The 26,233-nt window shown below is 70.9% G+C and carries 19 protein-coding genes and 1 pseudogene; 9 read left to right on the top strand and 11 right to left on the bottom strand.

The features are described from left to right. Window positions 1–34 precede the first annotated feature (34 nt). Entirely contained in the window at window positions 35–2,353 is a 2,319-nt protein-coding gene (metE, locus tag ACWEBX_RS00100; protein WP_451882633.1) for a 5-methyltetrahydropteroyltriglutamate--homocysteine S-methyltransferase, read from the top strand. A gap of 152 nt (window positions 2,354–2,505) precedes the next feature. Beyond that, the gene (locus tag ACWEBX_RS00095) at window positions 2,506–3,750 is read left to right on the top strand and encodes an MFS transporter (RefSeq protein WP_451882632.1); all 1,245 of its coding nucleotides are present in this window, start codon (window positions 2,506–2,508) and stop codon (window positions 3,748–3,750) included. A gap of 81 nt (window positions 3,751–3,831) precedes the next feature. Here the strand turns inward: ACWEBX_RS00095 and ACWEBX_RS00090 are convergent, their stop codons facing one another. Next, window positions 3,832–4,578, bottom strand: a complete 747-nt coding sequence (locus ACWEBX_RS00090) for a phosphotransferase family protein (protein ID WP_451882631.1) — start codon at window positions 4,576–4,578, stop codon at window positions 3,832–3,834. A 246-nt stretch (window positions 4,579–4,824) separates the two neighbouring features. Then, window positions 4,825–7,533, bottom strand: a complete 2,709-nt coding sequence (locus ACWEBX_RS00085) for a lectin (protein WP_451882630.1) — start codon at window positions 7,531–7,533, stop codon at window positions 4,825–4,827. Between the two features lie 360 nt (window positions 7,534–7,893). On the opposite strand from ACWEBX_RS00085, the gene ACWEBX_RS00080 reads away from it, so the two are divergent. Together ACWEBX_RS00080 and ACWEBX_RS00075 are read left to right on the top strand one after the other, a co-directional pair. After that, window positions 7,894–8,073, top strand: a complete 180-nt coding sequence (locus ACWEBX_RS00080; RefSeq protein WP_384790144.1) for a DUF6480 family protein — start codon at window positions 7,894–7,896, stop codon at window positions 8,071–8,073. Between the two features lie 182 nt (window positions 8,074–8,255). After that, window positions 8,256–10,349 carry a hypothetical protein gene (locus ACWEBX_RS00075; RefSeq protein WP_451882629.1) on the top strand — a complete coding sequence of 698 codons (2,094 nt, stop codon included), beginning with the start codon at window positions 8,256–8,258 and terminating at the stop codon, window positions 10,347–10,349. A gap of 60 nt (window positions 10,350–10,409) precedes the next feature. Here the strand turns inward: ACWEBX_RS00075 and ACWEBX_RS00070 are convergent, their stop codons facing one another. Continuing rightward, window positions 10,410–10,595, bottom strand: a complete 186-nt coding sequence (locus ACWEBX_RS00070; protein ID WP_451882628.1) for a hypothetical protein — start codon at window positions 10,593–10,595, stop codon at window positions 10,410–10,412. 349 nt (window positions 10,596–10,944) lie between these two features. On the opposite strand from ACWEBX_RS00070, the gene ACWEBX_RS00065 reads away from it, so the two are divergent. Continuing rightward, window positions 10,945–14,805, top strand: coding sequence for an nSTAND1 domain-containing NTPase (locus ACWEBX_RS00065; protein ID WP_451882627.1), 3,861 nt, complete (start codon window positions 10,945–10,947; stop codon window positions 14,803–14,805). A 105-nt stretch (window positions 14,806–14,910) separates the two neighbouring features. On the opposite strand, the gene ACWEBX_RS00060 is transcribed toward ACWEBX_RS00065, so the two are convergent. The 5 genes from ACWEBX_RS00060 to ACWEBX_RS00040 all read right to left on the bottom strand — a co-directional run bounded on the left by ACWEBX_RS00060 (window position 14,911) and on the right by ACWEBX_RS00040 (window position 18,844). Beyond that, window positions 14,911–15,507 carry a hypothetical protein gene (locus ACWEBX_RS00060; RefSeq protein WP_451882626.1) on the bottom strand — a complete coding sequence of 199 codons (597 nt, stop codon included), beginning with the start codon at window positions 15,505–15,507 and terminating at the stop codon, window positions 14,911–14,913. 353 nt (window positions 15,508–15,860) lie between these two features. After that, complete coding sequence (locus ACWEBX_RS00055) at window positions 15,861–16,796, bottom strand: GNAT family N-acetyltransferase (RefSeq protein ID WP_451882625.1); 936 nt, start codon at window positions 16,794–16,796, stop codon at window positions 15,861–15,863. Between the two features lie 118 nt (window positions 16,797–16,914). Beyond that, complete coding sequence (locus ACWEBX_RS00050; protein WP_451882624.1) at window positions 16,915–17,262, bottom strand: YciI family protein; 348 nt, start codon at window positions 17,260–17,262, stop codon at window positions 16,915–16,917. Next, complete coding sequence (locus ACWEBX_RS00045; RefSeq protein ID WP_451882623.1) at window positions 17,259–18,194, bottom strand: virginiamycin B lyase family protein; 936 nt, start codon at window positions 18,192–18,194, stop codon at window positions 17,259–17,261. The genes ACWEBX_RS00050 and ACWEBX_RS00045 overlap by 4 nt, the downstream gene beginning before the upstream one ends. Further along, the gene (locus ACWEBX_RS00040) at window positions 18,191–18,844 is read right to left on the bottom strand and encodes a CatB-related O-acetyltransferase (protein ID WP_451882622.1); all 654 of its coding nucleotides are present in this window, start codon (window positions 18,842–18,844) and stop codon (window positions 18,191–18,193) included. The genes ACWEBX_RS00045 and ACWEBX_RS00040 overlap by 4 nt, the downstream gene beginning before the upstream one ends. 252 nt (window positions 18,845–19,096) lie before the next feature. Here ACWEBX_RS00040 and ACWEBX_RS00035 point away from each other — a divergent pair, with 252 nt between their 5' ends. Further along, complete coding sequence (locus ACWEBX_RS00035; RefSeq protein ID WP_451882621.1) at window positions 19,097–20,014, top strand: LysR family transcriptional regulator; 918 nt, start codon at window positions 19,097–19,099, stop codon at window positions 20,012–20,014. 91 nt (window positions 20,015–20,105) lie between these two features. Beyond that, a pseudogene (locus ACWEBX_RS00030) lies at window positions 20,106–20,297 on the top strand (Tn3 family transposase); the annotation flags it as partial. A 26-nt stretch (window positions 20,298–20,323) separates the two neighbouring features. Here the strand turns inward: ACWEBX_RS00030 and ACWEBX_RS00025 are convergent. Further along, a complete protein-coding gene (locus tag ACWEBX_RS00025) occupies window positions 20,324–20,998 on the bottom strand; it encodes a hypothetical protein (protein ID WP_451882620.1) in 675 nt (224 codons plus the stop codon). 110 nt (window positions 20,999–21,108) lie between these two features. Beyond that, window positions 21,109–22,194: a DUF5937 family protein gene (locus ACWEBX_RS00020; RefSeq protein WP_451882619.1), complete on the bottom strand. Its 1,086-nt coding sequence runs from the start codon at window positions 22,192–22,194 to the stop codon at window positions 21,109–21,111. A 100-nt stretch (window positions 22,195–22,294) separates the two neighbouring features. Between ACWEBX_RS00020 and ACWEBX_RS00015 the strand changes: the two genes are divergently transcribed. Together ACWEBX_RS00015 and ACWEBX_RS00010 are read left to right on the top strand one after the other, a co-directional pair. Further along, window positions 22,295–23,596 (top strand): MFS transporter, encoded by a 1,302-nt coding sequence (locus tag ACWEBX_RS00015; RefSeq protein WP_451882618.1) that lies wholly within the window; start codon window positions 22,295–22,297, stop codon window positions 23,594–23,596. Between the two features lie 129 nt (window positions 23,597–23,725). Continuing rightward, complete coding sequence (locus ACWEBX_RS00010; RefSeq protein ID WP_451882617.1) at window positions 23,726–25,546, top strand: alpha/beta fold hydrolase; 1,821 nt, start codon at window positions 23,726–23,728, stop codon at window positions 25,544–25,546. 13 nt (window positions 25,547–25,559) lie between these two features. Here the strand turns inward: ACWEBX_RS00010 and ACWEBX_RS00005 are convergent. Then, on the bottom strand, window positions 25,560–26,233 hold a 674-nt coding region (locus tag ACWEBX_RS00005; RefSeq protein ID WP_451882616.1), incomplete at its 5' end, for an RNA-guided endonuclease TnpB family protein.

Raw genomic sequence — 26,233 nt, 5'->3', positions numbered from 1 at the left:
GATCCCAGGGAGATATCTCGCGAAGGAGATTTCCGTGACAGCGAAGTCCGCGACCGCGGCAGCACGGGCCACCGTGCACGGCTACCCCCGCCAAGGACCCGACCGGGAACTGAAGAAGGCGATCGAGGGCTACTGGAAGGGCCGCGTCACCGCCGACGCCCTCCACCGCGCCGCCGCCGACCTGCGCGCCGCCAACTGGCGCCGGCTCGCCGCAGCCGGCATCGACGAGGTTCCGACCGGCGACTTCTCGTACTACGACCACGTCCTGGACACCACCGTCATGGTCGGCGCGATCCCCACCCGCCACCAGGCCGCCCGTGAGGCGGACGCCCTGGAGGGCTACTTCGCCATGGCCCGCGGCACGCAGGATGTCGCGCCGCTGGAGATGACCAAGTGGTTCGACACCAACTACCACTATCTGGTGCCCGAGTTGGGACCGGACACCGTCTTCGTGGCCGACTCCACCAAGCAGGTCGCCGAGCTGAACGAGGCCCTTGCCCTCGGGCTCGGCGCCCGCCCGGTGCTGGTCGGCCCGGTCACCTACCTGCTGCTCGCCAAGCCCGCCCCGGGCGTGCCCGCGGACTTCGAGCCGCTCACCCTGCTGGACCGACTGCTGCCGGTGTACGCCGAGGTCCTCGCCGACCTGCGCGCGGCCGGAGCCGAGTGGATTCAGCTCGACGAGCCCGCCCTCGTCCAGGACCGCACCTCGGCCGAACTGGACGCCGCCGCCCGCGCCTACGACGCTCTCGGCTCCCTCACCGACCGGCCGAAGCTTCTGGTCGCCTCCTACTTCGACCGGCTCGGCGACGCCCTGCCGGTGCTGGCCAAGGCCCCCGTCGACGGACTCGCCCTGGACTTCACCGACGCCGGGGCCGCCAACCTCGACGCCCTCGCGGCCGTGGGCGGCCTGCCCGGCAAGCGACTTGTCGCCGGTGTCGTCAACGGCCGCAACATCTGGATCAACGACCTGGCCAAGTCCCTGGCCACCCTCGGCACCCTGCTGGGTCTCGCCGACCGGGTCGACGTGTCGGCGTCCTGCTCCCTGCTCCACGTCCCGCTCGACGCGACCGCCGAACTGGACATCGACCCGCAACTCCTGCGCTGGCTCGCCTTCGCACGGCAGAAGACCGCCGAGATCGTCACCCTCGCCAAGGGACTTGGCCTCGGCACCGACGCGATCACGGGCGAACTCGCCGCGAACCGAGCCGATGTGGCCTCGCGGATGAACTCGCCGATCACGTACGACCCCGCGGTCCGGGCCCGCATCACAGCCGTCACGGATGCCGACGGCCGCCGCTCCCAGCCCTATGCCGGGCGGGCGGCGGCCCAGCGCGCCCGTCTCGGCCTGCCCCTGCTGCCGACCACCACGATCGGCTCCTTCCCGCAGACCGGCGAACTGCGCACCGCCCGTGCCGACCTGCGTACGGGACGCATCGACGCCGCCGGCTACGAGGACCGCATCAGGACGGAGATCCAGGAGGTCATCTCCTTCCAGGAGAAGGCCGGCCTGGACGTCCTCGTGCACGGCGAGTCCGAACGCAACGACATGGTCCAGTACTTCGCCGAACAGATGACGGGATACCTGGCCACGCAGCACGGTTGGGTGCAGTCCTACGGCACGCGCTACGTCCGGCCACCGATCCTGGCCGGTGACATCTCCCGCCCCGAACCGATGACCGTGCGCTGGACGGCGTACGCCCAGTCGCTCACCTCCCGGCCGGTGAAGGGCATGCTCACCGGCCCGGTCACCATGCTCGCCTGGTCCTTCGTCCGCGACGACCAGCCCCTCGGCGACACCGCCCGCCAAGTCGCCCTCGCTCTGCGGGACGAGGTCAACGACCTGGAGGCGGCCGGGACTTCGGTGATCCAGGTCGACGAGCCGGCCCTGCGCGAGACCCTGCCGCTGCGGGCGGCCGATCGCCCTGCGTACCTCGCGTGGGCGACCGAGGCGTTCCGGCTGACCACCGGCGGCGTACGGCCGGACACCCAGATCCACACCCACATGTGCTACGCCGAGTTCGGGGACATCGTCCAGGCCATCGACGACCTCGACGCCGACGTCATCAGCCTTGAGGCCGCCCGTTCGCACATGCAGGTCGCCCGCGAACTCGCCGCGCACGGATATCCGCGCGAGGCCGGGCCCGGCGTGTACGACATCCACTCCCCACGCGTACCGAGCAGAGAGGAGGCCGCCGAACTGCTGCGCACCGGGCTGAAGGCCATCCCCGCCGAGCGGCTGTGGGTCAACCCCGACTGCGGCCTGAAGACGCGCGGCTGGCCGGAGACCCGCGCCTCGCTGGAGAACCTGGTCGCCGCCGCCCGCGAGGTGCGTGAGGAACTCTCCGGCCGCTGACCGCAAGCCCCATGGCCGGCAGGCCCCACGGCCGGGGGAGGGCGCACCCGCCTCCCTCTCCCGGCCTCGGCCCGCAAGTCTCTTGCTATTGCAAGTAATATGCAACAAGCTTGCGGGGTCCTTACCGGCCGTCTGTGACGTGGAGCCGCGCCATGCCCCGCCTGATGCCCACCGCCGGACCGCAGCGCGTCCTCGCGGCCTCGAACCTCGTATATACCGTTGGCAGCGGCCTGTATCTGATCGCCGGGGTGCTGTACTTCACGGAGGCCGTTCATCTTCCGGCGAGTCAGGTGGGACTCGGACTCGGCGCCGCCGGCCTTGTCGCCCTCGCCCTGGGTGTCGGGGTCGGTCATCTGGCGGACCGCCACGGAGCACGCGGCGTCTACGCATCCACCCTGGTGGTCCAGGCGCTGGCCACGGCCGGCTTCGTGCTGGTGGACGGCTTCTGGTCGTTCCTTCTCGCGGTCACCACGGCCGCCGGAGCCAAGGCGGCCGGGAAAGCCGCCCACAGTCCGCTCATCAGGCACTTCGGAGGCGACCGGCCGCAGGAGTTCCGCGCCTATCTCCGCGCGGTGACCAATGTAGGTGTCTCGCTCGGTGCCGTGGGAGCGGGGCTGGTCGTCCAGGCCGGCACGCTCACGGCCTATCAGCTCATGGTCATCGGCAACGCCATCTCCTTCGTGGTCTCCGCGGCGTTCCTCATCGCGCTGCCGCCGGTCACGCCCCTGGCCACGACCGGCGGTCCTCGCTGGATCGCTCTCAGAGACCGCCCCTACCTGCTGCTCACCGCACTTGACGGGGTCATGGCCATCCAGTTCAAGGTGCTCACCGTGGCCATCCCCCTCTGGCTGGTCGGCGCCACCACGGCCCCGCACTGGCTCATCTCGGGCACCATGCTCACCGGCACCCTCATGGTCGTGGCGCTCCAGGTGCGGGCCAGCCGCAACGTGGACTCCCCCACGGCCGGCGGACACGCCTACCGCCGTGCGGGCGTCGCCTTTCTCGTCTCCTGTTCACTGATCTCCCTGTCCGCCGGCATACCCGGGTGGGCAGCCGCGACAGTGCTGCTCAGCGCGGTGGTGATCCACACCGTCGGCGAGCTGTGGCACTCCGCCGCCGCGTTCGAGGTGTCCTTCGCTCTCGCCCCACGGCACGCCACCGGCCAGTACCTGGGCGTATTCGGTCTGGGCACCGGACTGGCCGAGGGCCTCGGGCCGGCGTTGCTCATTTCGCTGTGCATCACCTGGGGCCGCCCCGGGTGGTACGTCGTAGGAGCCCTGTTCGCACTGACAGGTCTGGCAGCACCACCCGCCGTTCGCTGGGCGCTACGCCATCAGCGTGCTGAGCAGACGCGGACCGACTCCACGCAAAAGGAGACACTCGTATCGCCCACATGAGACACAGGGCGGGCGATCGCCCCAGGGGGTGGCCTGCTCGATGCGTCGGAACGCGTACGTCGCCGTCGGGCCCGGGCAGCCTCACATCCGGGATCTCAACACGTCGACCTCACAGCCCGGCGCGAAGGGGTCGAAGCCGTGCTCGGTCAGCCAGCGAACCACCAGCAGGCTTCGCAACGACCACCACGCGTGGATCACGTCGAGGTCGACGTCGGTGCCATAGCCGGCGATGACGTCGCCGAGGTGCTCCTCGTGTCCGAGCGTGAACGTGGCGAGGTCGTACAGGGCGTCACCCGGGCCCGCCTCGGACCAGTCGATGATGCCGGTGACCTCGCCGCCGTCGACGAAGACGTGCGCGATCTGCAGATCGCCGTGCGTGAACGCCGGAGTCCACGGCCGGAGCGCGGCCTCGGCGACCTGACGGTTGCGGGTGACCAGGTCGGCGGGCAGGACACCGTTCGTCACGAGCGACGCGCACTCGTCGTCGAGTTCCGCCGCCAGCGCGTCGATGCTCCGGCCTGCCCGGCCCGGCAGGGGCGGCAGGGGCGCTTCGTGCAGCTTCCGGATGGCGGCGCCCGCCGCGGCCCACTCCGCCGGTGACCCGGTCGACGGCCCGCCGAGGCGCCCGAGCGTCGTCCCCGGGAGTGCGGCGATCGCGAGCACCGGCGGTTTGCGCCACAGGACCTTCGGGGTCGGGACCGGCGCCAGGGCCATCACCTCGACCTCGATGTCGATGCGCGCCTGATCGGCGTCCACCTTCAAGAACACGTCGCCGACGCGCAGAGTGGCGCGCTCGGAATGGGCGACGACGACTTCGACCTCATCCATGGGCGACCAGTATCCCGGGGACGATCGCCGACGTCGCCGGGTTTTCGCGTGCGACGACGCGGGTGACCGCGTCCCGCACCGCCACTCGCCGGCCTCGTGCACGACACCGGCCTCCGACCAGGTCGAGCCCAGTGCGTTTGTCGGGAGTCCTTGGTGCGCGTGCCCGTATGTCCCGGCCAGGTGGCCGGGGCATACGGGCATCACGCGCCGGGTCGCTCGGCGGTGCCGGGGGATCGTGCCGGTAGGTCAGGCCGGCGGTTTCCAGTTCTGGGCGGCCGTGCCGTTGCAGGTGTAGAGCTGGAGTTGGGTGCCGGTCGTCGTCGTGGAGTTGGGGTCGTCCAGGCACAGCTTGGACTGGGGGTTGATCAGGGAGCCGTTGGCGCCCGCGGTCCATTGCTGGGCGCCGGTGCCGTTGCACGTCCAGAGCTGGATGAGGGTGCCGTTGGTGGTCCCGCTGTGGTCGACGTCCAGGCATTTGCCGAGGGTCCGGACCGTTCCGTCGCCGGCCACGATCCAGTCCTGGGCGTAGGTGCTGTTGCAGGTCCAGATCTGGACGTGGCTGCCGTCGGTGGTGGAGGAACTCGCGTCGTCCACGCACAGGTTCGACGCCACCGCCGAGGTGATGGGCCCGATTCGGGGTGCGGCCGGGGCGGTGGTGTCACCGGCGTAGGAGGGCGGGGCGGCGGACGCGGCCGTCGCCCAGGAGGTGTTGGCGCTGGTGCCGAGCGTGTAGGTCAGGGTGCCGCCGGCGGTGATCGCCGACGTGGGGGCGTAGGCGTTGTTCCAGGCGGAGCCGTTCCACGTCGCGGACTGGACGTAGGGGGCGTTGTCGGCGGCACCGTTGCCATTGATCGTCAGCGTCCTGCCCGACGGCAGCGTGATCACGGCCTGGGTGAACAGGGGGGAACCGAGGGCGAGATCGGCGGTTCCGGGAGTCTCGGGGAACATGCCGAGCGCGGACCACACGTACCACGCGCTCATCGCTCCGAGGTCGTCGTTGCCGTCGGCCAGCCCGCCGGGGGTGTTCGCCCAGATCTGCTGCTGGATCGCCCGTACGGTGCCCTGGGTCTTGTAGGGCTGCCCGATGTAGTCGTACTCCCACGGCAGTTCGATGCTGGGTTCGTTGCCGACCCACGCGTAGCCGTTGTCGCCCGTGTAGCTGCGCAGCACGGTGTCCAGGTAGTGGCTCATCGCCGTGTTGCCGCCCTTGGCGCGCGCGAGGCCCGCGATGTTGAAGGGAATCATCCCGGTGTAGATCCAGGAGTCCGCCTCGACCATGTCGGTGCCGCTGGTGGGATCGAAGCCGCCGGTCCAGGAGCCGCTCGCGTTGCGCGGCTCGACGAAGCCGGAGGCCGGGTTGAGCACGTTGCGCCAGCCTTGGGCCCGATTCGCGTACGTCTTCTGGTTGCCGGTGTCGCCGAGCGCCCCGGCCATCGCGGAGAGCGCGAAGTCGGCGGTGTTGTACTCCAGCGTGGTGGCCACGGGGCCGTAGAAGTTGCAGCAGCCGTAGCTGCCGTCGTGCGGCATGTATCCGGGTGAGTTCAGGTAGTTGAGGCCCGGTCGGTCGTTGTTGGTCGTGCTCGCCTGTCTGACCATGTCGGCGAGAGCGGTCGCGGTGTCGAAGTCCCGCGCGCCGAAGGCGTAGTAGTCGGCGATGATGGCGTCCGCCGGGTCGCCGACCATCACGTAGGACTCGCCGTTGTTCTCCGACCACTTGGGGAAGATCCCGGTCTGGGCGTAGTCGTCGACCATCGACTGTGCCGTGTCCGAGGCGACTTGGGGCGCCACCAGGGCCTCGAGCTGTGCCTGCGAACGGTAGATGTCCCAGCCGGAGTAGTTCGCGTAGGCCGCCTTGTGGCCGGCGTCCACGGTGTGGGTCCTGCCGTCGAATCCGTAGTACTGGCCGTTGGTGTCGCTGATGACGTTCGGGTGCAGCAGCGAGTGGTAGAGCGCGGTGTAGAAGGTCTGTTGCTGTGCGGCTGTTCCGCCCGCGATCTGTATCTTGCCCAGTGCGCTGTTCCAGGCGTCCTGGGCGGCGGTGCGGGTCGCGTTGAAGTCCCACCCCGTGTTCTCCGCGGCCCGGTTGGCCGCCGCGTTGGCCACCGAGACGTAGGAGACGCCGACCTTGGCCTGCACCACCGGGTTGCTCGTGGTGTTGAAGGTGACGTAGCCGTTCGAGGCGGCGGCTTCCGGTGAGGCGCTGTCCTTGGCGGTCTTCGGGGCCGCGGCGGTGGGCATCCTGCCGTGGAGCACGGGCTTGTTGGGCTTCTCGGCCGCGTTCTTGGACGCCGTGCGGGGCTTGGCGGGGGTGGCGGCCGACGTCTTGGCGACCGAGCTTCCCTGCGAGGCGAACGGCTGGTCGAAGACCATGTCGAAGTACACGGTGTACGTGTTGCCCGCGCCGCAGAAGCGCCCGCTGGTGACCTGTCCGCTCACCTCGGTGTTCGAGACCTTGGTGAACTGCGTCGACGAGGCGCCGTTCTGACTGCCCGTGAGTTTGAAGATCAGGTTGGCCTGGCTGGTCGAGGGGAACGTGAAGCGTGCCATCCCGCTGCGTGTCGTGGTGGTCAGTTCGGTGGTCACCTGGTTGTTGAGCGCGACCTTGTACGAACCCGCGGACGCCGACTCGTTGGCGTGCGAGAACGCGTCCGTGGCGCCGGTGTTGACCGTGCCGACCGTGGGCAGCACCGGTACGTCGCCGGCCGCGCCGCAGCCGGGACCGGCGATGTGGGTGAGGCTGAAGCCGGTGATGGACGAGTCGTTGTACTCGTAGCCGCCACCGGGGGGCCGCGACGTCGTGTCGGGGCTCCACTGCACCATGCCGAACGGCACATCGGCCCCGGGAAAGTCGTTGGCCTCGTTCGACGTGCCGATGAACGGGTTGACCACGGTGGCAGGCGACGCGACGAGCGCGGCTTCGCCGGCCGCCCACGCGGGTGCGCACAGCCCGGTCATGGCCAGTGCCGCGGCCGCGAATAAGCCGATCGCGGCCGTTCCGGGAGGTCTCGACAGTCGTGTCACGGGGTTTCTCCTCTACTCGGGAGCGGGAGCTGAAGACTGACAACGTTGTCTTCCTGCGAGGCGCGACACTTGAGCGGAAGTCGAGTTGGACAACGTTGTCGCGGCGTCCGGATGGGGCGCCTGGCGATGCGAACGCACGGACGGGACCCCTGGGCCGCGAGCACCTGGGGGCGCGGACGAGAACTGTCCGTGAAGCTAGCTACAGGGCAGGGTCATGTCAACGACTTGCGCAAGGGGCCGCCCCGGGTCCGCCACGAAGATGCGGCGCCCCTCCATCGGACGGACCGTTGAGGTATGACACATCCACTCGTACCCCCAGGCGAGACCCCGCCCGTCGAGGGCTCCATCGCCGAAGCGCACCAGGAGAAGCCCGATGGCGGGATGTGGGAACACCCCTATGTCTGGCTCAGTTTCATCGTCGTGGGCTCGGTGATCGTCGCCGGGTACTTCGTGGCCCGGATCAGCGGGTACTGAGCCCGGCCGGCCACGTGGCAGACGACGACCGGAGGCACGGACCGGCACAACGACTGAAACAGGCAAACCCGTTGAAGGCCCGGCAGACCGAGCGCGGAAGGGAGTGTCAGAGCCCTGTGGCAGGGTGAGTCCCGGATGGAAGATCCGTCCGGGAGGGATCCCGAAACCCCAGGGAGCAGCACGTGACCAGCCCCGACACCGCCCCGCCCGGGCAGCGTACGACGCGGCGACGCTCGGACCTCGGCGTGATCAAGGCGTGGTGGCAGGAGCTCGAAGGGGACGGGTTCTTCGTGCTGTCGCCGCCGAGCCGGGCCCGCTACACCCAGTCCGACGGCCACGGTGACGCGGCGGAACTCCTCGCGGCGAGCGGACTCGGCGGCCCCGCCTCCTTCGCGTACTGGCACTGGCAGTCCCACCGGCGTGCCTTCGACCGCTCCGGCTCCCTGACGGGCGAGCTGCTGCTGCACTGGGGCGGCGATCACGCCGCCGTCGCCGCCGGACTCGGCGAGGGGCCGACCGGTTTCCGGGTCGTCGACGGCGGGCCCAGGAGCGCCTTCCGGCTGGACCGGATCACCCCCCGGGACGAGGCGGGCCTGCCCAGTCCCGGAGACCCCGACGGCGTGCGCCAGTTCCTCGCGGCGCTGGACGAACCGGTGGACCGCGGCGCTCCCTCCCTCCGGTACCGGCCGCTGTCACCGGCCGAGGCCGCGTGGCTCCACGAACGGCTGCGCGACCCGCTGGACCTCTCCGCCGCGACGCGGTTCGTGGCCTCGCTGGAGCGGCGGGACGAACTCACGGCCGACGAGACGGATCGGCTGCTGACCGCCTGGCGGCTGGAGCGTGAAGGGCCGCTGACGGAGTGGCGTGCCTGGCGGGCACTGCTCCACGCGTTGCTGCGCCACGGCCGGGAGGAGGCGTGGGAGCTGGTCGCCGACCTCGGCGCCGGCGCGTCCGGTGTCCTGCGGCAGGTGCCGTCCGAGCGCGGCCTGGCCGTGGTGCGGGAGTGCGCGCTCGCGGGCGACCGCCCTTCGGTCTACTCCTGGCTGGCGCTGCACCGGTCGCTCCGCGAGCCCGACGCGGTACGGGCCGCGGCCGACCTCGCGGCGGAGCTCACCACGTCCGCTGCCCCGGAGACTTCCCTGCGCGGCTTGTACGACGCGCTGATCGGGGCCGTCACGGCCGACTGGCGCCGGGAGACGGGGACGGACCATCACGCCGGCCTGTCCTACGCAGCGCTCGCGGCGGTCCGCTTCGGCACGGACGAACGGCTCCCCCACACCCTGCGCGTCCTCGCGGCGGCCGCCGCCCACGACCAGGTGGATCTCGTACGGGAGGAGGCGCTGCGGCCCGGCGGTTCCGTGCCCGTCGGCACCGACACCGCCGAGGTGCTGACCGCCGTGGAGCGCTACGAGGCCGTGCGGGACGAGCTCTTGTCCGGCACCGGCACCGATCTCACCGCCTCCGAGGGGGCGTTGAGCCGCGTGTGGCACCGGTACCGGACGCTCACCGACACCGATGTGCGCTGGTTGCGGGAGCGGGTGGCCGACCCGGCCACCGGTCTGCAGGGACTCGGCTTCTGCCTCGAACTCCTCCTCGCCCACGGCAAGGCCACGGAGGCCGACGTCGAGGCGCTGCTGCCGCGCCGGCTCAAGGACCTCACCAAGACCTACCGGACCACGTACACCGAGTGGCGCCACCCGCTCGTCACCTTGACCTGCCTCGCCCTCGACCTGGACCATCCGGCCGCGGGAAAGCTGGTCTCCTGGTGGAACGGAGCCCGGCCGGTGTGGAAGAACCAGGTGCGGCTGCTCACCCACCTCGGCGCCCCCGACGAGGCCAAGGCCGCCGAACTGTGGGACGTCGTCACCTCACCCTCCCACGACGTGGGCCAGTTGATGACCTGGGTCCTGGTCCGGGCCCGCCTCGACGAGGAGCATCCGCTGCTCGTGGCCGACCGACTGCTCGGCACCCCGGGCATCAACGGCCACGTCCTGCGCCGGGTACTGATCGGTGTCGCCGACCCCGAACAGCCGCTGTGGCACTACTCCATCAGCCCCCACAACCGGAGCTGGTGGCAGCGAGCCATGGAGGTCGCCGACCACCCCGGCCTGTCGCCGGAGGCCCGCGCCATCGGACTGCAGGCCGCCCGCGATCACCTCCTGATCCGCGACCCGGACCGGCTGAACCCGAAGCCGACCCAGGCCGAACGCGCGGCGGCCCAGGCCTGGTTCGACGGTCACACCGTCGGCCGGGGCGGGGCCACGCCGCCGCGTTGACGGACGCCTGCCCCGGAGGGCGGTGGGTCCACGCGGGGCGCGCGGACCCACCGCAGGAGGTCAATGGTCCCGCGTCCACCACGTGATCCCGGCGATCAGCGCCGAACCGGTCGCGGTGGCGATCCCGCGCACCAGGCCGAACAGGGCCGTGCGACCGAGGCGCTGGGCGGTGGGGCCGTCGTCCTGGCCGCGGCCCTTACCGGATGCGGCGTCCTCGTTCACCCGGTCGTTCGTTCCGTTGTTCATCGTGATCCTTTCGTTGGCGGCGGTTGCCGGTCGCCGCGGAGAAGGCGGTGCAAAGGAGCACGCGAAGCCCTTTTTGTGGCGAACCGAGACCCCTGTGCGGGGCGGGCGCATACGCTCCTGACGACATCGCGTGAGCGACGGGGAGGCAGAGAGTGAGTGTTGGTGTTCCGGCCGGCCGAACGCCCCTGCTCGATCGGGGGAGCTCGGCCGGGACCAGCCTGCCCCGGAGCGGGGAGGTCCGTCCCCCGTGGCGGTCGAGTCCGGAATCACCGGGTGAACGCCCAGGCCGGAGGCGGTTTCGGCCCGTTGACTCCGGAGTTCACCGGAGCTCTCGCCGCCGGGTGAGCGGATGACGCCGGCCCAGGACGGGAGCGACGAGGTGAACCTGCGCCGGGCCTTGCTGGGGCAGCGGCTGAGCGAACTGCGCGGCGAAGCCGGCCTGACCCAGAAGGCTCTCGCCCGCGGGACCGACTCGGCCGGTTCGACCATCTCCGACCTCGAGAACGGCCGGGGCACCAGGGTTCCTGACCGCGCCCTGTTCGACGCGTACGTCAGCACGTGCCTGGCCCGGTTGAAGATCGACCGAAGGGAGAGGCAGAACCGAGCGGAAAACCTGCTCGGCGACTACCTGGCGCTGAAGAGCCTGCTGGCCCGCCCCTCCGGTTCCGACCGTGGATCCGGCGCCACTCGAGGTCGCGTCGACGAACGATGCCCCTATCCGGGACTGCACGCGTTCACCGAGGACACCGCCGCCTGGTTCTTCGGCCGCACCGCCCAGGTCGAGGAACTTCTCAGTCTCCTGAAGAACCGCCTCGACGGCGGACCGCCGCTGTTCGTCACCGGAGCGTCGGGGGCCGGCAAGTCCTCCCTGCTGAGCGCCGGTCTGGTCCCGGCGCTGCGCCGAGGAGAGCTGTCCCCGTACGGCACCGGTGCCTCGACGGCGCTGCGTATCACCCCCGGCCCGCACCCGCTGGAGGCGCTGCGGCGGCTGGACGGGCTCGATCGGCCGCCGGAGGACGAGAACGGCCGGACCGGTCAACCAGTGCTGATCGTGGACCAGTTCGAGGAGATCTTCACCCAGTGCGCCGATCATGAGGAACGGCGTCGCTTCGTGGCCCGGCTCATCGAACGGGCCGCCGGCGAGGCGGGCGGCCGCGGGCCGGCCCCGGTGGTACTGGCCGTGCGCGCGGACTACTTCCACCGCTGCATCGCCGTCCCGGGACTCGCTGGAGCGGCCGGCTCGGGCAGTCTCGTCCTGGGGCCGATGAGCGAGCCGGATCTGCGCGAGGCGGTCGTGGGCCCGGCGCGCACCGCGGGCCTGGATCTCGAACCGGGCCTGGTGGAAACCCTGCTGCGGGACCTGGGTGTTCAGGGCGGCGGTCACGACGCCGGGTCCCTTCCGCTGCTGGCGCACGCTCTGCGGGCGACCTGGGCTCAGGGCGACGGCAACCGTATGACCCTGGCCGGCTACCGGGCGTCCGGTGGCATCCGGGACGCGGTGGCCAACACGGCCCAGGGGACGTACGACGCCCTCGACCCCGACCAGCGGCAGGCGGCCCGGCGGCTGCTGCTCCGGCTGGTCGCGGTGGACGAGGGCGGTGAGGCGGTGCGCCGCAGGGTCCGCGAGGACGAGCTGGCCCACGAAGGCGGTCCGGCTCGGGTCGCTCTGGAACGGCTGGTGGACAAACGCCTGGTCACCGCCGACGACGGGGTCGTCCAGATCACGCACGAGGCGCTTGTACGGGCCTGGGACCTGCTGCGGGGCTGGCTCGCCGAGGACCGCGACTGGCTGCGGGCGCACCGCGACCTCACGGCCGCCGCCGATTCCTGGCAGGCTCTCGGACGCGATCCGGGGAGCCTGTACCGCGGCCACCGGCTCGTCCGTGCCGCGGACATGGCGCAGGGGCGGCGCGCCGACCTCAATCCGCTGGAGAGCATGTTCCTGGCGGAGAGTGAGACGGCGGCCCGGGCCGAGATCCAGGCGGCGACGGCGCGGGCCGAAGCCGCGCTGCGCAGCAATCGGCGCTTACGGCGTCTCACCGCGGTCCTCGCGATGCTGGTCGTCTCCGCGCTGACCGCCACACTGCTGGCCGGCTGGCAGTGGCGGTCCGCCGAGACGGAACGCCGGACGGCCGAGGCGGAGCGCAGGACGGCCGACGACCAGAGCCGCACCGCCAGAGCGAGCAGTCTCGCGGCGGACTCCCGCGCGGCACTCGCGACCCGGCCCGAGCTGGCCGGCCTCCTGGCCCTGGCCGGGCTGCGTCTCCGGTCGGACGCGACGACCACCGCGAGCGCGCAGGGCGCCCTGGCGGCGCCCGTGCACCCTGTTCGGCCGCTGATCGGCCACACGGGCGGGGTCACGGCGGTGGCGTACAGCCCCGACGGCCGCGCGGTGGCCACCGGCGGCAGGGACCACACCGTCCGACTGTGGCGTGCCGACCACGACGGGAAGGCGACGGTTCTCACCGGGCACACCCGCGAGGTCACCTCCGTGGCCTTCAGCCCCGACGGGAAGACCTTGGCCACGGGCTCCCTCGACGGCACCGCCCGCCTCTGGAACGTGCGCACCGGTGAGAGCGTCATCCGGCTGACGGAGCACGCGGGCCCGGTCACCTCCGTCGCGTTCGGCCGCGACGGCAGGACCCTGGCCACCGGTTCGGAGAGCGGCACCACCCGGCTGTGGGAATCCCGTACGGGCCGGCCGCTCGCCACCCTGACCGGGCACTCCGGCAGAGTGGGCTCGGTGGCGTTCAGTCCCGACGGCCGCACGCTGGCGACCGGCAGTTGGGACGACACGGCCCGGCTGTGGGACCTGCGCAGCCACAGGAGCACCGCCGTCCTGAGCGGTCACGGGAGGGAGGTGTTCTCCGTGGCGTTCAGTCCCGACGGGAGGACGCTGGCGGCGGGCTCCGCGGACGGCACATCCCGCCTGTGGGACGTGCGTACACGGCGTTCCTCGGCCACGCTGCACGGACATACACGGGTGGTGAGCTCGGTGGCGTTCAGCCCCGACGGCCGCACGCTGGCGACCGGAAGCCGGGACGGCACCGCCCGGCTGTGGGACCTGCGCACCCGTAAGGGCTCCGTCCTGGAGGGCCATACGGACGCCGTCAACGCGGTGGCCTTCGGTCCGGACGGGAAGTCCGTCGCCACGGCCTCCTCGGACGGAACCGCACGGGTGTGGGGCATCTCGGTCCGGCGAGCGGTCAGGGAACTGACGGGCCACAGCGGCTACCTGGATGCCGTGGCGTTCGGCCCCGACGGCCGCACGCTGACGACCGGGAGCAGGGACGGCACCGTACGGCTGTGGGACGCGGACAGCGGCCGTACGACCGCCGTGCTCCACCATGGGCCACACGTGCTCGCGGTGGGCTTCAGCCCCCGTGACCCCGTGCTGGCTACCGGGGACGAAGAGGGCCGTACGCGCCTCTGGGACACCCGCACCCACCGCGCCCTCGCCACCCTGCGAGGGCATGTCGGCGCCGTGGACTCGGTGGCCTTCAGCCCCGACGGGAAGACGCTCGCGACCGCCTCCACCGACGGCACCGCGCGGTTGTGGGACACCCGCACCCACCGCTGCGTCGGCACCCTGTACGGCCACGACGGCTGGGTGGACGGCGTGCGGTTCAGCTCCGACGGGAGGACGCTGGCGACGGCGTCCACCGACGGAACGGCCCGCCTGTGGGACCTGCGGACTCACCGCACGACCGCGCGCTTCGACGTCGGCGCCATCGTCAACGGGGTGGCGTTCAGCCCTGACGCAAAGACCCTGGCCACCGTCGCGAACGACGGCACCACACGCCTGTGGGACATCGCGGCCCACTCCGTCGTCCGCACCCTCGCGAAGCAGAACGACCCGGTGACGGCCGTGGCATTCAGCCCGGACGGCGGCACGGTCGCGATCGGGAGCCGGGACCGTACGGCACCGGCACGCCTCTTCGACGTCGGAGACGGACACCTCGTCACCACACTCGGCGCCACGGACGGCTGGGTCACCTCCGTGGCGTTCAGCCCGGACGGCACGCTCCTCGCCACCGCCTCCTGGGACAGGGCCGCCAGGATCATCCCCGTACCCCGGCGATGGGCCGACGAACTGTGCCGCAGGGCGGGCCGCAATCTCACGCACCAGGAATGGAGACGACACGTCGGGGACACGCCCTACAGGCGCCTGTGTCCGCAGTACCCGCCCGGCCGCGCCGGGACCCGGTGACCGCTCCGGGGTCGGCGAGCTGGGCGCCGGGCTGGTCCCGCGCGGATCTGGAAGAGCGCGCGCAATCCACCGGTGCGCAGCCGGTCACGCACGGCCGGAGGGCGTTCACGGACTTTCCGGATCGCCGTGACCTGCGGTGAACGTGCTTGAGGCCCGGTCCCGGACGGGCGGCCGGGCCTCAAGGGCGCCTGATGGTGAGCTGACGCGGACCGCCGTGCTGGTGGCGGTGCCGCTGGTGTAGCCGGCCTTCTTGGCAGTCACCTTGACGGTCATCATCTTGTCCTTGCCGGACGCCGTCAGCGTGTACGTGCTCTTCGTCGCGCCGGTGATCGCGGTGCCGGAGCGGTACCACTGGTAGCGCAGCCTTGGCCAGCCGCTTCGAGGCTGTGGCGGTCCGTTCTCTGGGGGCCCTTGGCCTGATCGTGGTGCCCTTGCGGCCTTGACATACTCGGCGTCGAACCGCTCCGTGCCCAGCTGCTCCATGAGGCGGGTAAGGTCCTTCATCTGCGCGGGCATGATCGGACTCTTCTGCGCCACGGCCTTCCGCGTCGCAGCTACCTCGCGAATCTGCCCGTAACACTCGTCGTTGGCAGCCTTGCGCTTCGCATCGGACTCGGCCCGGTTCTCGCATAGCGACAGAGGGGCATGCAGCGGAGAGTGATGAACTATCTGGGCCTCTCGCAGTAAATAGGCACATCTCACGCGCGAAGTCGCGGTGATCGACCTTGCTGGCGCGGTCCATCGTCGCGGCAAATGTGCGGCTTACCGGGACGGTGGATCAGGCTGCTGAACAGGGAAATACGTACCGACGCCACTTGCCCTATACGAGAACCGGGCGGTCACTGGCGACCGGCCCCCCTGATGGTCCAGTTCACCGGCGCGATCGCCACGACCGTGACTAGGCGCATCGACGACGGCCTCATCACTGAGGTTCACGCGGTACACAATCCCGAGAAGCTGTCATGCATAGAACCGGAGACCGTGGTCAGATGCCGAGTCCGTGACGGCCTTCGGGCAGGAGTCTGATCCGCATCACGGGTCAGACCCGCGGCAGTTCAGTCCCAGACCAGGTTGAGGGAACGTTCGAAGTTGACGTATCCGGCGCGGGCGAAGGACTTCGCCATGGGGATGTTGCCGAGGTCCGTCGAGGCCCTGATCCGGTCGACGCCCTCGGCGGCCAGGATACGGGTGCCCTCGGCAAGGATGTCGTCGATGTAGCCGTTACCGCGGTGGCCGGGAAGGACTCCGATGTAGGCGATGATCGGGTGGTAGCTGTTGCGGGCGGGGACCACGAAGCCCACCGGCCTGCCCCCGTCGGGGAGTTCGGCGATGCGCCACCACTCGTGCGGGCTCTTGAACCCGGCGAACTCGCCGTCGTAGTGCTGTTCCGCCGCCTCGCGCGGGCTCAGTCCGGATGCCAGGTCCGCCTGGCCGTGGGCGTCGAGGGTGCCCTCCATAACCTGGGCCATGAGGGCGAGGAGGTCCTCACGGTCGGCCACCGGGCGGAAGACGAGACGCCCCCTGGATTCCGGGAGCAGGGACGACGGGGTCCACTGCAGCCGCAGCCGTTCGACCAGCAGCCGTGCGCCCGTGCTCTTCAGCACGCGTATGCGGGAGTCGACCACTTCGCGGGCCTCGGGGTCCTCGTGCCAGTCGGACGGGACGAAGCGGCCGTACTCCGGCAGCTTCGCGCCCGCCGGGAAGACGGTCGCCGTCGCCGTCTCGAACAGCCGCAGGCCGATCTCGTCGCGGTCGGCCCGGGGCAGCGTGTCGTCGATGTCGAAGAAATCGAACTGCAGCGGGACGTCACCGCCCGGGGTCGTCCACCAGGCGAGCCGGGCAAGGAGACGGTCGCCGTCCAGGGCCACCCAGGTCCACTCGGGGCGGCGGCAGCCGCTGGCGAAGTCGTCGGTCAGTTCGTGGTCGAGGACGTAGGAGAACTGGCAGAAGAGATCGATCTCTGTGGGGTCGGTCAGAGGTCGGTAGCTCACCGATGTCAGTGTCAAGTCAACTCCTGTGAAGGGATACAGCGCTCGGGACCCGGTACGTCGTGCTGGTCAGGCAGGCCGGATGTCCGGGCAGAGAGCGTCTAGGGCCGCGTGCTGCTGCTCAGGCCGAGTCGAGGATCGGGCGGATTTCGAGCGTCTCCGGGGTGGGGAAGCCGCGGGCCAGCGCGATGGCCTCGGCGTGGTCGGCCACATCCAGCACGAACCAGCCGCCGAGGGTCTCCTCGCCGCTGTGCACGGGACCCTCGGTCACCACCGCGGATCCGTCCAACGTCTTGCGTACGGTGACGGGGCCCCGGCGCTCGGTGTCGAGGGCGTCGCCGCCCGCCAGCTTGCCCGCTGCCGCGAGCTCGCCGATCCAGGTCTCGTACGCCTTCCGGTGGGCGTCGCGGTCCGCCTGGATCCGAGCGCGTGACGCATGCGTCTCGAAGATCACGAGGGCGTATTTCATGAGGCGTTCCTCTGTTCGGTGTTCTTGGAAGTGATGGTGGTTCTGGTGGTGGTCGGTTCGATGCGGGCCAGTGCGCCCGTCTCCAAAGCCGTCCACAAGGCGCCGTCCGGGCCCCACGTGATCCCGTGCGGCTCCGAGGCCGGGGTGGGTAGCTCGTGGACAGTGACTTTGCCGTCGGACGTGACCGAGCCGACGCGGTTGGCGCCCCACTCGGTGAACCACGCCGTGCCGTCGGCGTCGGTGGTGACGGCGTGCGGCCGCGCCGAACGGTCGGGCAGGGGGTACTCGGTGATCCGGCCGTCGGGCGCTCGGCGACCGATCTGACCGGCCGCGATCTCGGTGAACCAGACGCTTCCGTCCGGGCTCACGGCGATGCCCACCGGAGCAGCCGCCTCGGTGGGTAGCTCGTGGACCGCAACGGAGCCGTCCATGCAGACACGACCGATGGCGTTGGCCTGGTTCAGTGTGAACCACATCGCATCCCCGGCCGCGGCGATCGCGGAGGGAAATGCGCCGGTGCGGGGCAGCGGGTACTCCGTGACCGTTCCGTCGGTGGTGAGACGGCCGATGCGGTTGGCGGCGGTCTCAGTGAACCACAGCGCGCCGTCCGGCCCCGCGGCGATACCGAAAGGCCCGCACTTTGCGGTCGGCAGTGCGAACTCCGTCACCCGGCCGGCCGTCGTGATCCGCCCGATCCGGTGCGCCCGGTACTCCGTGAACCACAACGCTCCGTCAGGCCCGTTGCTGATGACCGTCGGACCGCTGTCCGGGGCGAGTTGACGACTGGTCGGTTCCTGTCCCGGGATCAGCCGGCCGATCCTGCCGCTGTGCACCATGGTGAACCACAGCGCGCCGTCCGGGCCGGTGGTGATCGCGTACGGGCCGCTGCCGCGACCGGACACCGTGTACTCCTCGATGGCCGGGGGCGTCACCGCTGCTCCAGACCTTCGGCGGTGGCGATGCGCTCGATGTCCCGCGGGGAACCGGCCATGATGGTCCGGGCGTGCGCGGTTACGAGTTCGACGGGCCAGTCCCACCAGGCGGCCCGCACGAGCCGTTCGATGTCGCTGTCGTCGAAGCGCTGTCTGATCGTCCGGGCCGGGTTCCCGCCCACGATGGTGTAGGGCGGCACGTCGGCGGTGACCATCGCTCCGGCCGCGACCACTGCGCCGTCACCGATCCGTACCCCTGGCATCACGGTGGCCCCGTATCCGAACCACACGTCGTTGCCGACCACCGTGTCCCCGCGGCTGGGCATGCCGGTGACGAGGTCAAGGGTCTGCTCGGTCCACTCCCCGCCGAACAGGCTGAAGGGGAAGGTGGACACCCCCATCGACGGGTGGTCCGCGCCCGCCATCAGGAACCGGGTGCCCGTGGCGATCGCGCAGTACCTGCCGATGATCAGCCGCTCCGGACCGTAGGCGTACAGCACATTGCACTGTGCGAAGCCGGTCGCCCCGTCGGGATCGTCGTAGTAGGTGAAGTCACCCACCACGACGCTTGTACCGGCAACCAGTGGCTTGAGGAAGACGACCCGCTCGTGGGCGGGCAGGGGATGGACGGTGCTCGGATCAGGTGTCACGCGGGAATCTCTCCATAGGAGTTCGTGCTCGGCGGGCGGACCACGGGGCGGCGAGGCCCCACCACCAATGAGGTGCGGGCCTTCCGGGCCGTCGGCCGAATTGATCGGGCCCGCTGCCACCTCGCGCCGGCTCATGCCACCTGCGGGAGGCCGCGCGGCCCGGTCTCCAGCATGCGGACCGGGGCAGCCGGGGAACAACAGCCGATCTTGCTATGGTCGTTAACCCATAGGTTCACGAATCCGGGGTCCGGGATGGAATCGGGGGACAAGATGGAGCTGCGGGACATAGAGATCTTCCTGACGCTCGCGGAGGAGCTCCACTTCGGCCGCAGCGCCGAACGCCTGCATGTCTCCCCGGCCCGTGTCAGCCAGGCGATCAAGAAGCAGGAACGCGCCATCGGAGCCCAGCTCTTCGAGCGCACCAGCCGCCACGTGCGGATGACCCCCGTCGGAGAGGTACTCCTCCAGCGGCTGAAGCCGGCATACGAGGGCATCCAGGAAGCCATAGCGGAGGTGGCCACCGTCGCCCGCCACTCGGCCGGCACTCTGACGCTGGGGGTCATGGGCGCACAGATGCACGACATGGCCCCGGTCCTGACTCGCTTCCGGGCCCGACACCCGTCCGCCGAACTCCGGTTCCGGGAAGTGTTCTTCAGCGATCCGTTCGGAGCCTTGCGGGCCGGGAAGGTCGACGCGGTGACCACCTGGCTGCCGGTCCGCGAGCCGGACCTGACCGTCGGCGTGGTGCTGCGCGAGGAACCGCTCAACCTGATGGTGGCTGCGGATCACCCGCTCGCCCGGCAGAAGTCGGTGAGCATGGAGGTGCTCGGCGACCACATCGTGCCGCGCCTGAACGGCCCCATACCCGCCTACTGGGAGACCGCCGTCCTACCCACCCGCACGCCGGCCGGACGCCCTGTCCGCCGCGGCCCGGCCGTCTCCACATTCTATGAGATCCTCGCCCTCGTCGCGGCAGGTGACGCGATCTGCACGGTCCCCGACGAGGGACGGCGCTACAACGCGCAGACCGACGTCGTCCACCTCACCCTCCACGATGCCCCGCCCGTCCGGTGGGCCCTGATCTGGCGCACGGACCGCGCGACCCCACTGATACACGCGCTCGCCGAGGCGGCGACGGACTGCGGGAAGACAACCCCACGTGCGCCGTAGATATACGAGAACAGGGCCGACTCCGGACTGCAGCAGGTGATGTGCACGCCATCGTGCCAGGGTCTGGGCGCCGGGCTTGCCGGTGGCCACCTCCCGGTACATGGACCCCGCTGGCACCCAGCTCCGCGCCGACGGCCACGAGGTTCGTGAGGAGGACGTCGCCCGCCTTTCCCCGTTCGTGTGGCACCACGTCAACATGCTCGGCCGGTACTCCTTCCAGCTCCCCGAGATGCCCGGTGGCCTGTGCCCGCTGCGCGCCCCAGACCGGGCTGACCAAGGATGAACCGCGAGGTTCTCGGTCAACGACTCTCAGCGGCGGTCCCCCTCCTGCCGCTGCCGTCCGGCGGGGTCCTGGCCCGCGCGCATCAGCAGCTCGGCCGCTTGCAGGGTCCCGGCCACGTCCGCCGCGTTGAACCTGCTGTCGATGAGGTTGGCCACGGAGGTCGCGGCGGTGGAGTAGTCACCTGCGCCTCGCCGCAGCGAGCTCAACATGACGTTCACGGCTTCGTTGAGGGCGGCGATCCGGAAGCCTCCGCCCAGCTTCCAGGGCTCGGCCAGGACCATCGCGGCCAGGTCGGCCACGTACGCGTCGTCGAACTCGGCGCGGCACTCGTCGACGGCGTCGAGGAGTCGCGGGATGCCCCAGACGACGAAGGTGAAGTCCTGGGTCCCCGTGTGCACGGTGACCTGCCGGGTGGCCGCGAACGAGGAATCCCGGACCTCGTCGATGCACGGGAGGAAGACGCTGAACGTACCGCACACACGGTTGAAGCGATGGGACGTGAAAACCAGGCGGTAGTTGGTCAGATACAGCCGGCCGCCGATGGCTTCCTTGTTCCGCATGCCGACGAGCCACATGAGGTCGTCGAACGCGAAACGGGACAGGCCGGCCTGCCGGACGTCGATGACCGCGTTGGCGTTCTTGCGAAGGATGATTCCCTCGCCGGGCAGCAGGTCCTCGGACTTGAACGGTGCTATCGCCACGACTCCCCCTCTATGTCGGTTGTGCAGGAGCGAGGGCATCGTAGGTGTACCGACCACGGGCCCGTGCACCCGGGGGCGGCACGACACCTGCCGGCGGACACCGGAGCCGCTCAGCGCAGTACGGCCGCCAGCAAGTCGGCTCCCAGCGCCGTCAGATCGGGCAGGTTGAGGGCGTAGCGCACATAGCGCCCCTGGCGTCGGGACGTCAGCAGGCCGGCCCGCCGGAGGACGGCCAGGTGCCGGGAGACCTCGGGGGGTGTGAGTTCCCAGGCATGGGCCAGTTCGCGGGTGGTGTGCGGGCCACGGGCCAGGGTGCGCAGTAGCCGGAGCCGCACCGGATGACCGAGCGCCTCCAGTCGCAGGGTGACCGTTTCCAGTGACACAGGCTCCGCCGGACGCGGTTCGGCGACCGGGTACTGCACCACGGGTTGCCAGCCGGGCGCGTGGACTACCGCCAGGTGCGGGCTGCCGAACACACTGGGAATGAAGGTGACTCCGGTGTCCCGGGCAGTGGTCGCCTTGTCCTGGACCTTGTCCACCACGATGCACCGGCCGTCCGGCGCCAGGGTGATCGCGCCGGAGACCGACGCGAGCGTCGCCTCGAGCCCCTGGCGCCTCAACAGGTCGTGCTTCAGGCGCAGATCGGTGGCGAGCCGCACGGCGGCATCCGTCCACGCCGCGTCGAAGAACGCCCCGGCACACCGTTCGAGCGTGTCGCGCACCCGTGCCCGTACCGCGGCGGGATCGGCGAGCAGCCGTTCCGCGAAGGCCTCCTGCCGGGCGCCGCGCGCCTGGGCCACGTCCAACGCCCGCTCCCGCGCGCTCTCGTCGGTCAGCGGTGAAGGCGCGCCGAAGTAGAGCCGGTTGCTGCCGCACGTGGTGACGAGAGCGGCGGTCACATACGTCTCGTCGTCGATCCGGTCCACGTCGTCCAGTTCCTCGGCGAGGGTCGGCCGGGGCCGGGCGGGAAGCAGGAAGTCGGCCTGCGAGGAGCGCCACAGGAAGTCCGCCTCGCGCAGCCGCTCGGCCAGTTCCGGCCGCATCGCGGCCCACACCTGGCCGGCCCAGTCGGCCAGATGCGGATGATGTCCGGGTTCGGCCAGCACATGCAGCATCGCCGTCAGCTCGGCCAGCGGTGACGCGGCGAACCGCAGGCGCTCGTACGGCAGTCCGCCGATGTCGATCCTCAACGTCATCTCCTCAGGATCCCCGACGAGGCGGCCGACAACCTCGCCGGTTGACGACCTCCGTCAACTCACGTGTCCAACACCCCTGACCCGGCCCCTTCTTGACGTCATGGCAATCAAAGACAAGACCTGGTCCCGCGCGCTCGTCCGTGCCTCCGGAGGCCCCCGCTATGCCTTCGCGCTGGCCGTGGACGCTCTCGGCACCGGCCTGTTGCGCCCCTTTCTGCTCCTGTACGGGGTGAAGGTGTCGAAGCTGTCGGCACCGGTCACGGGCACCGCCATGACGGTCGGTGTCGTCGCGGGTCTGCTGTGCATGCCCGCGGTGGGCCGGTGGCTGGACCGCGGAGCACGCAGCACGGTCGTCGCGGCGTCGATGCTCGTGCGCGTGCTCGGTGTCGTACTGCTCCTGGCCAACTCGCCGGGGTACGCCTGGCTGTTCGCGACGGCGGCCCTCTTCCTCGGCATCGGCAATCAGGCCTGGCCGGCCGCGCACGCCGCTCTCGTGGCCACAGTCGCGGACGGCCGGGAACGCGACGCCGCACTCGCCGCGGGCCGGGCTCTGCGCAACGCCGGGCTGGGCGCGGGCGGGCTCGTCGCCACCGCGTGCCTGGCGGGCGGCATCGAGACGTTGCGCGTGCTGGCGGTCGTCACCGGCCTCGCCTATCTCGTCGCGGCGACCCTGGCCTGGTCGGTCCACATTCACGCGCGTCCGGCGGCCGCTCCGGCCGAGGACCGGAAGCGTGAGCCCGTACCCCGGACGGGCGCGCTGCTGGCCGCCAACGTCGTCTACGTCTTCTGCCTCAACGTCCCCGAAATCGCGCTCCCGCTGATCCTGGTGACACAATTGCACGCGTCCCCCGTCTGGTCTGCCGCCGTCTTCGTGGCCAACACGGTGCTGGTGGTCGCTCTGCAGGTTCCGGTCACCGTGTTCCTGTCCCGTTTTCCCCGGCGAAGGATTCTGGCGCTCGGCGGCGTGGTGCTGGCCGTGTCGTACCTCGGCTTCCTCGCGGCCGCTTCCCTGGGCCCCGGCTGGGGTGCCCCGGCGGTCGCCGCGGTGTCCGTGGTCTGCACCGTGGGCGAGATCATCTACGCGGGCAGCGCCACCGCGCTCGTCACCGCGCTCGCCCCGGACCGGCTCCTGGGACGCGCCCTGGCTCGCTTCCAGCTCTCCACCGGGTTCGGCCTCGCCGTCTCCCCCGCGGTCATCACCGCGCTCGCGCCCCACGGACCCGCCGCCCTCTGGGGCAGCCTCTGCGCCACGACGCTCCTCGCCGCCGGTGCCGTGGTCACCGAGAAGGACCCGGTGAAGCCGCCGTCGACCCGCGTCTCCGCCCCGAGCGGCGGCTCCGCCGCGGCCGCGCGCGAGGGAACGCATCACTCGATCAAGGACTGCTCCGAGTGGAGCCCTTGAGTGGTGGACGTCTGTCCACGCACCGAGGCTGGCCCACGTGGTGCCCGCCCGCAGCAGGCGGTGTCGGGCGGAGCCCTGCCCCGCGTCGCGACATCGGCGTGGCCGGGGACGTCAGAGAAACGGGATCGCATGAGGGCACAGCGCATCAGAACGGGCTGTCTGCCGACCGTTCGCGGGAGCGGCGAAGGCAGGAGCGCGAGGAACGGCAGCGGCAGGATCGGCGACGGCGGGGACGGTGGAAGCTGGAACGGCGGCACCGGGCACGGCGATGGCAGTGGCGGTCGCGAGGGCGAGGACGGTGGCCGTCGCGAGGGCGAGAACGGTGGCCGTCGCGAGGGCGAAGAACACCACAGCGGCTCCGGATGCGCTTCGGTGCGGACGCCGTACCGTTCCGCGCGGCAACGCTCCCGGCAGACACGTACCAGGGTGGCCGTCGCCGCCGCGGGCCTCGCCTTCCTCGGCGTCCTCGCCCCGACACCCGGCCACGCCGCGACGGCCCCCGCGAGCGGGCCCCGGCCTGGAGCACCCGCACGATTCGTGCCCGGCCCGTGCCCGGAAACGCCCGATCCGGTCCCGGGACGGTGCGGGTTCCTGGAGGTTCCCGAGAACCGCGCCCGCCCGGGCGGGCGGACGATCCGACTGGCCGTCGCGATCATCCCAGCCGTCTCGCCGAAGCCGGGCGCGGATCCGGTCGTCTTCATGGCCGGCGGTCCCGGGGGCGACGCGTTCGGCGACATGCCGTTCGTGATCGGCGCGGGCGTGAACCAGGACCGCGATCTGATCGTCATGACCCAGCGCGGAACGCTCTACGCCCAGCCGAACCTCGCCTGCCCGGAGCTCGACCGCTTCAACGCGGAGGCCGTCGGACTGCGCTACGACGCACCCTCGACCGGACGGCGCCTGGTGCGCGCGACCAGGCAGTGCCGGAACCGTCTCGCGGGCGAGGGCATCGAGCTGAGCGCCTACAACACCACCGAGAACGCGGCCGACTTCGCCGACCTGCGCAAGGCGCTCGGCATCCACCGGTGGAACGTGTACGGGTACTCGTACGGCACGGACCTGGGTCTCACCTACCTCCGCCGCCACCCCCAGGGGATCCGTTCGCTGGCGATCGACTCGGTCGTACCTCCCCAGATCGTCAGTCTGCCGTGGACCTGGGACAGCGCACAGGAAGGGATCAACACCATCTTCGCCGCCTGCGCGGCCCAGCCGGCGTGCAGGAACCGCTACCCGGACCTCTCGCGCACGCTGACCCAGCAGGTCAGGCGGCTCGAGGCACACCCCCTGACGGTGACGGCACAGCCTCCCGCCGGAGGTGCGCCGGTCAAGGTCGTCCTCGACGGGGGCGCGCTCGTCAATCTGCTGGTCGGCAACGCCGTGCCGGCCGTCGACGTGCCCGCGGCGCTCGACGAACTCGCCCACGGCGATCCGCAGCGCTTCGCGGGGGCCCGCGCCGCCGGCGCCACACCCGTCATCGGCGAGTTCGCGCACGGCCTCACGCAGTCCGTGGCCTGCAGCGAATGGGTGCCGGGCCATTCGCAGGCCGCCCTGCTGGCGGCCGGCCGACGGGCCTTCCCCGGGTGGCCCGACTCGGTGCTCGCCCAGGCACCCCAGCTCCCCTTCCAGCACGAGGCGTGCCGCGTCTGGAACGTCCCGGACCGCACCCCGGTCCAGCGGGTGACGACCGTGAGCAACGTGCCGTCACTCGTACTGTCGGGAACCTTCGACGCCAAGACGGGGGCCCGCTGGGGCGCGTACGCGGCCCGCACGCTGTCCCGCTCGACGACGGTGCGGATCCCCGGAATCGGCCACTGGGTGGTCCCCCAGTCACCGTGCGCGGCGAGCGTCCTGACCTCGTTCCTCACGCGTCCCACCGCGCCCGACACCCGCTGTGTCGCGGGCCTGACGCCGAAGCCGTTCACCATCATCCCCGCCCTGGAGAACTCTTGACTTCCTCCCCCGCCTAAAGGCGGGGGATTCCAGCGGTCGCCCGCCGGGTTTCCTGCTTCAGCGACGACTGCCCCGTCCGGGAGGACTCCCGTTGAGGTCTTACACCGTCTCCACAGGCAGACACCGCCAGCCCGGCGGCCAGAATGTTGCGTGCCGCGTTCACGTCGCGGTCATGCAGGGCGCCGCAGCCGCATGTCCACTCGCGGACGTTGAGCGGCATCTTCGCCGCGATCGTTTTGCAGGCCCCGCACAGCCTGCTGCTGGGAAACCAACGGTCGATCACCACGAGGTCGCGCCCGTACCAGGCGCACTTGTACTCCAGCATCATGCGGAACTCCGCCCACGACGCATCCGAGATGGCGCGCGCGAGCCTGCCGTTCTTCAGCAGGTTGCGGACGGAGAGGTCCTCGATCACGACCGTTTGATTCTCGCGGACGAGACGAGTCGACAGCTTGTGCAAAAAATCGCGGCGCCGGTCGGCGATCCGCACGTGAACGCGGCCGACCTTACGGCGGGCCTTCTCCCGGTTCGCCGAGCCCCTGGCCTTGCGGGCGAGTTCACGCTGTGCACGGGCCAGCCGGGCACGGTCACCGCGCTCGTGCCCCGGATTGGCGATCTTCTCACCGGTGGACAGGGTCACCAGAGAGGCGATCCCGGCGTCGATGCCGACCGCCGCCGCGGTGGCCG

It is taken from the genome of Streptomyces sp. NPDC005070 (assembly GCF_053600395.1).
This window is presented reverse-complemented; position numbering and strand designations above follow the sequence as displayed.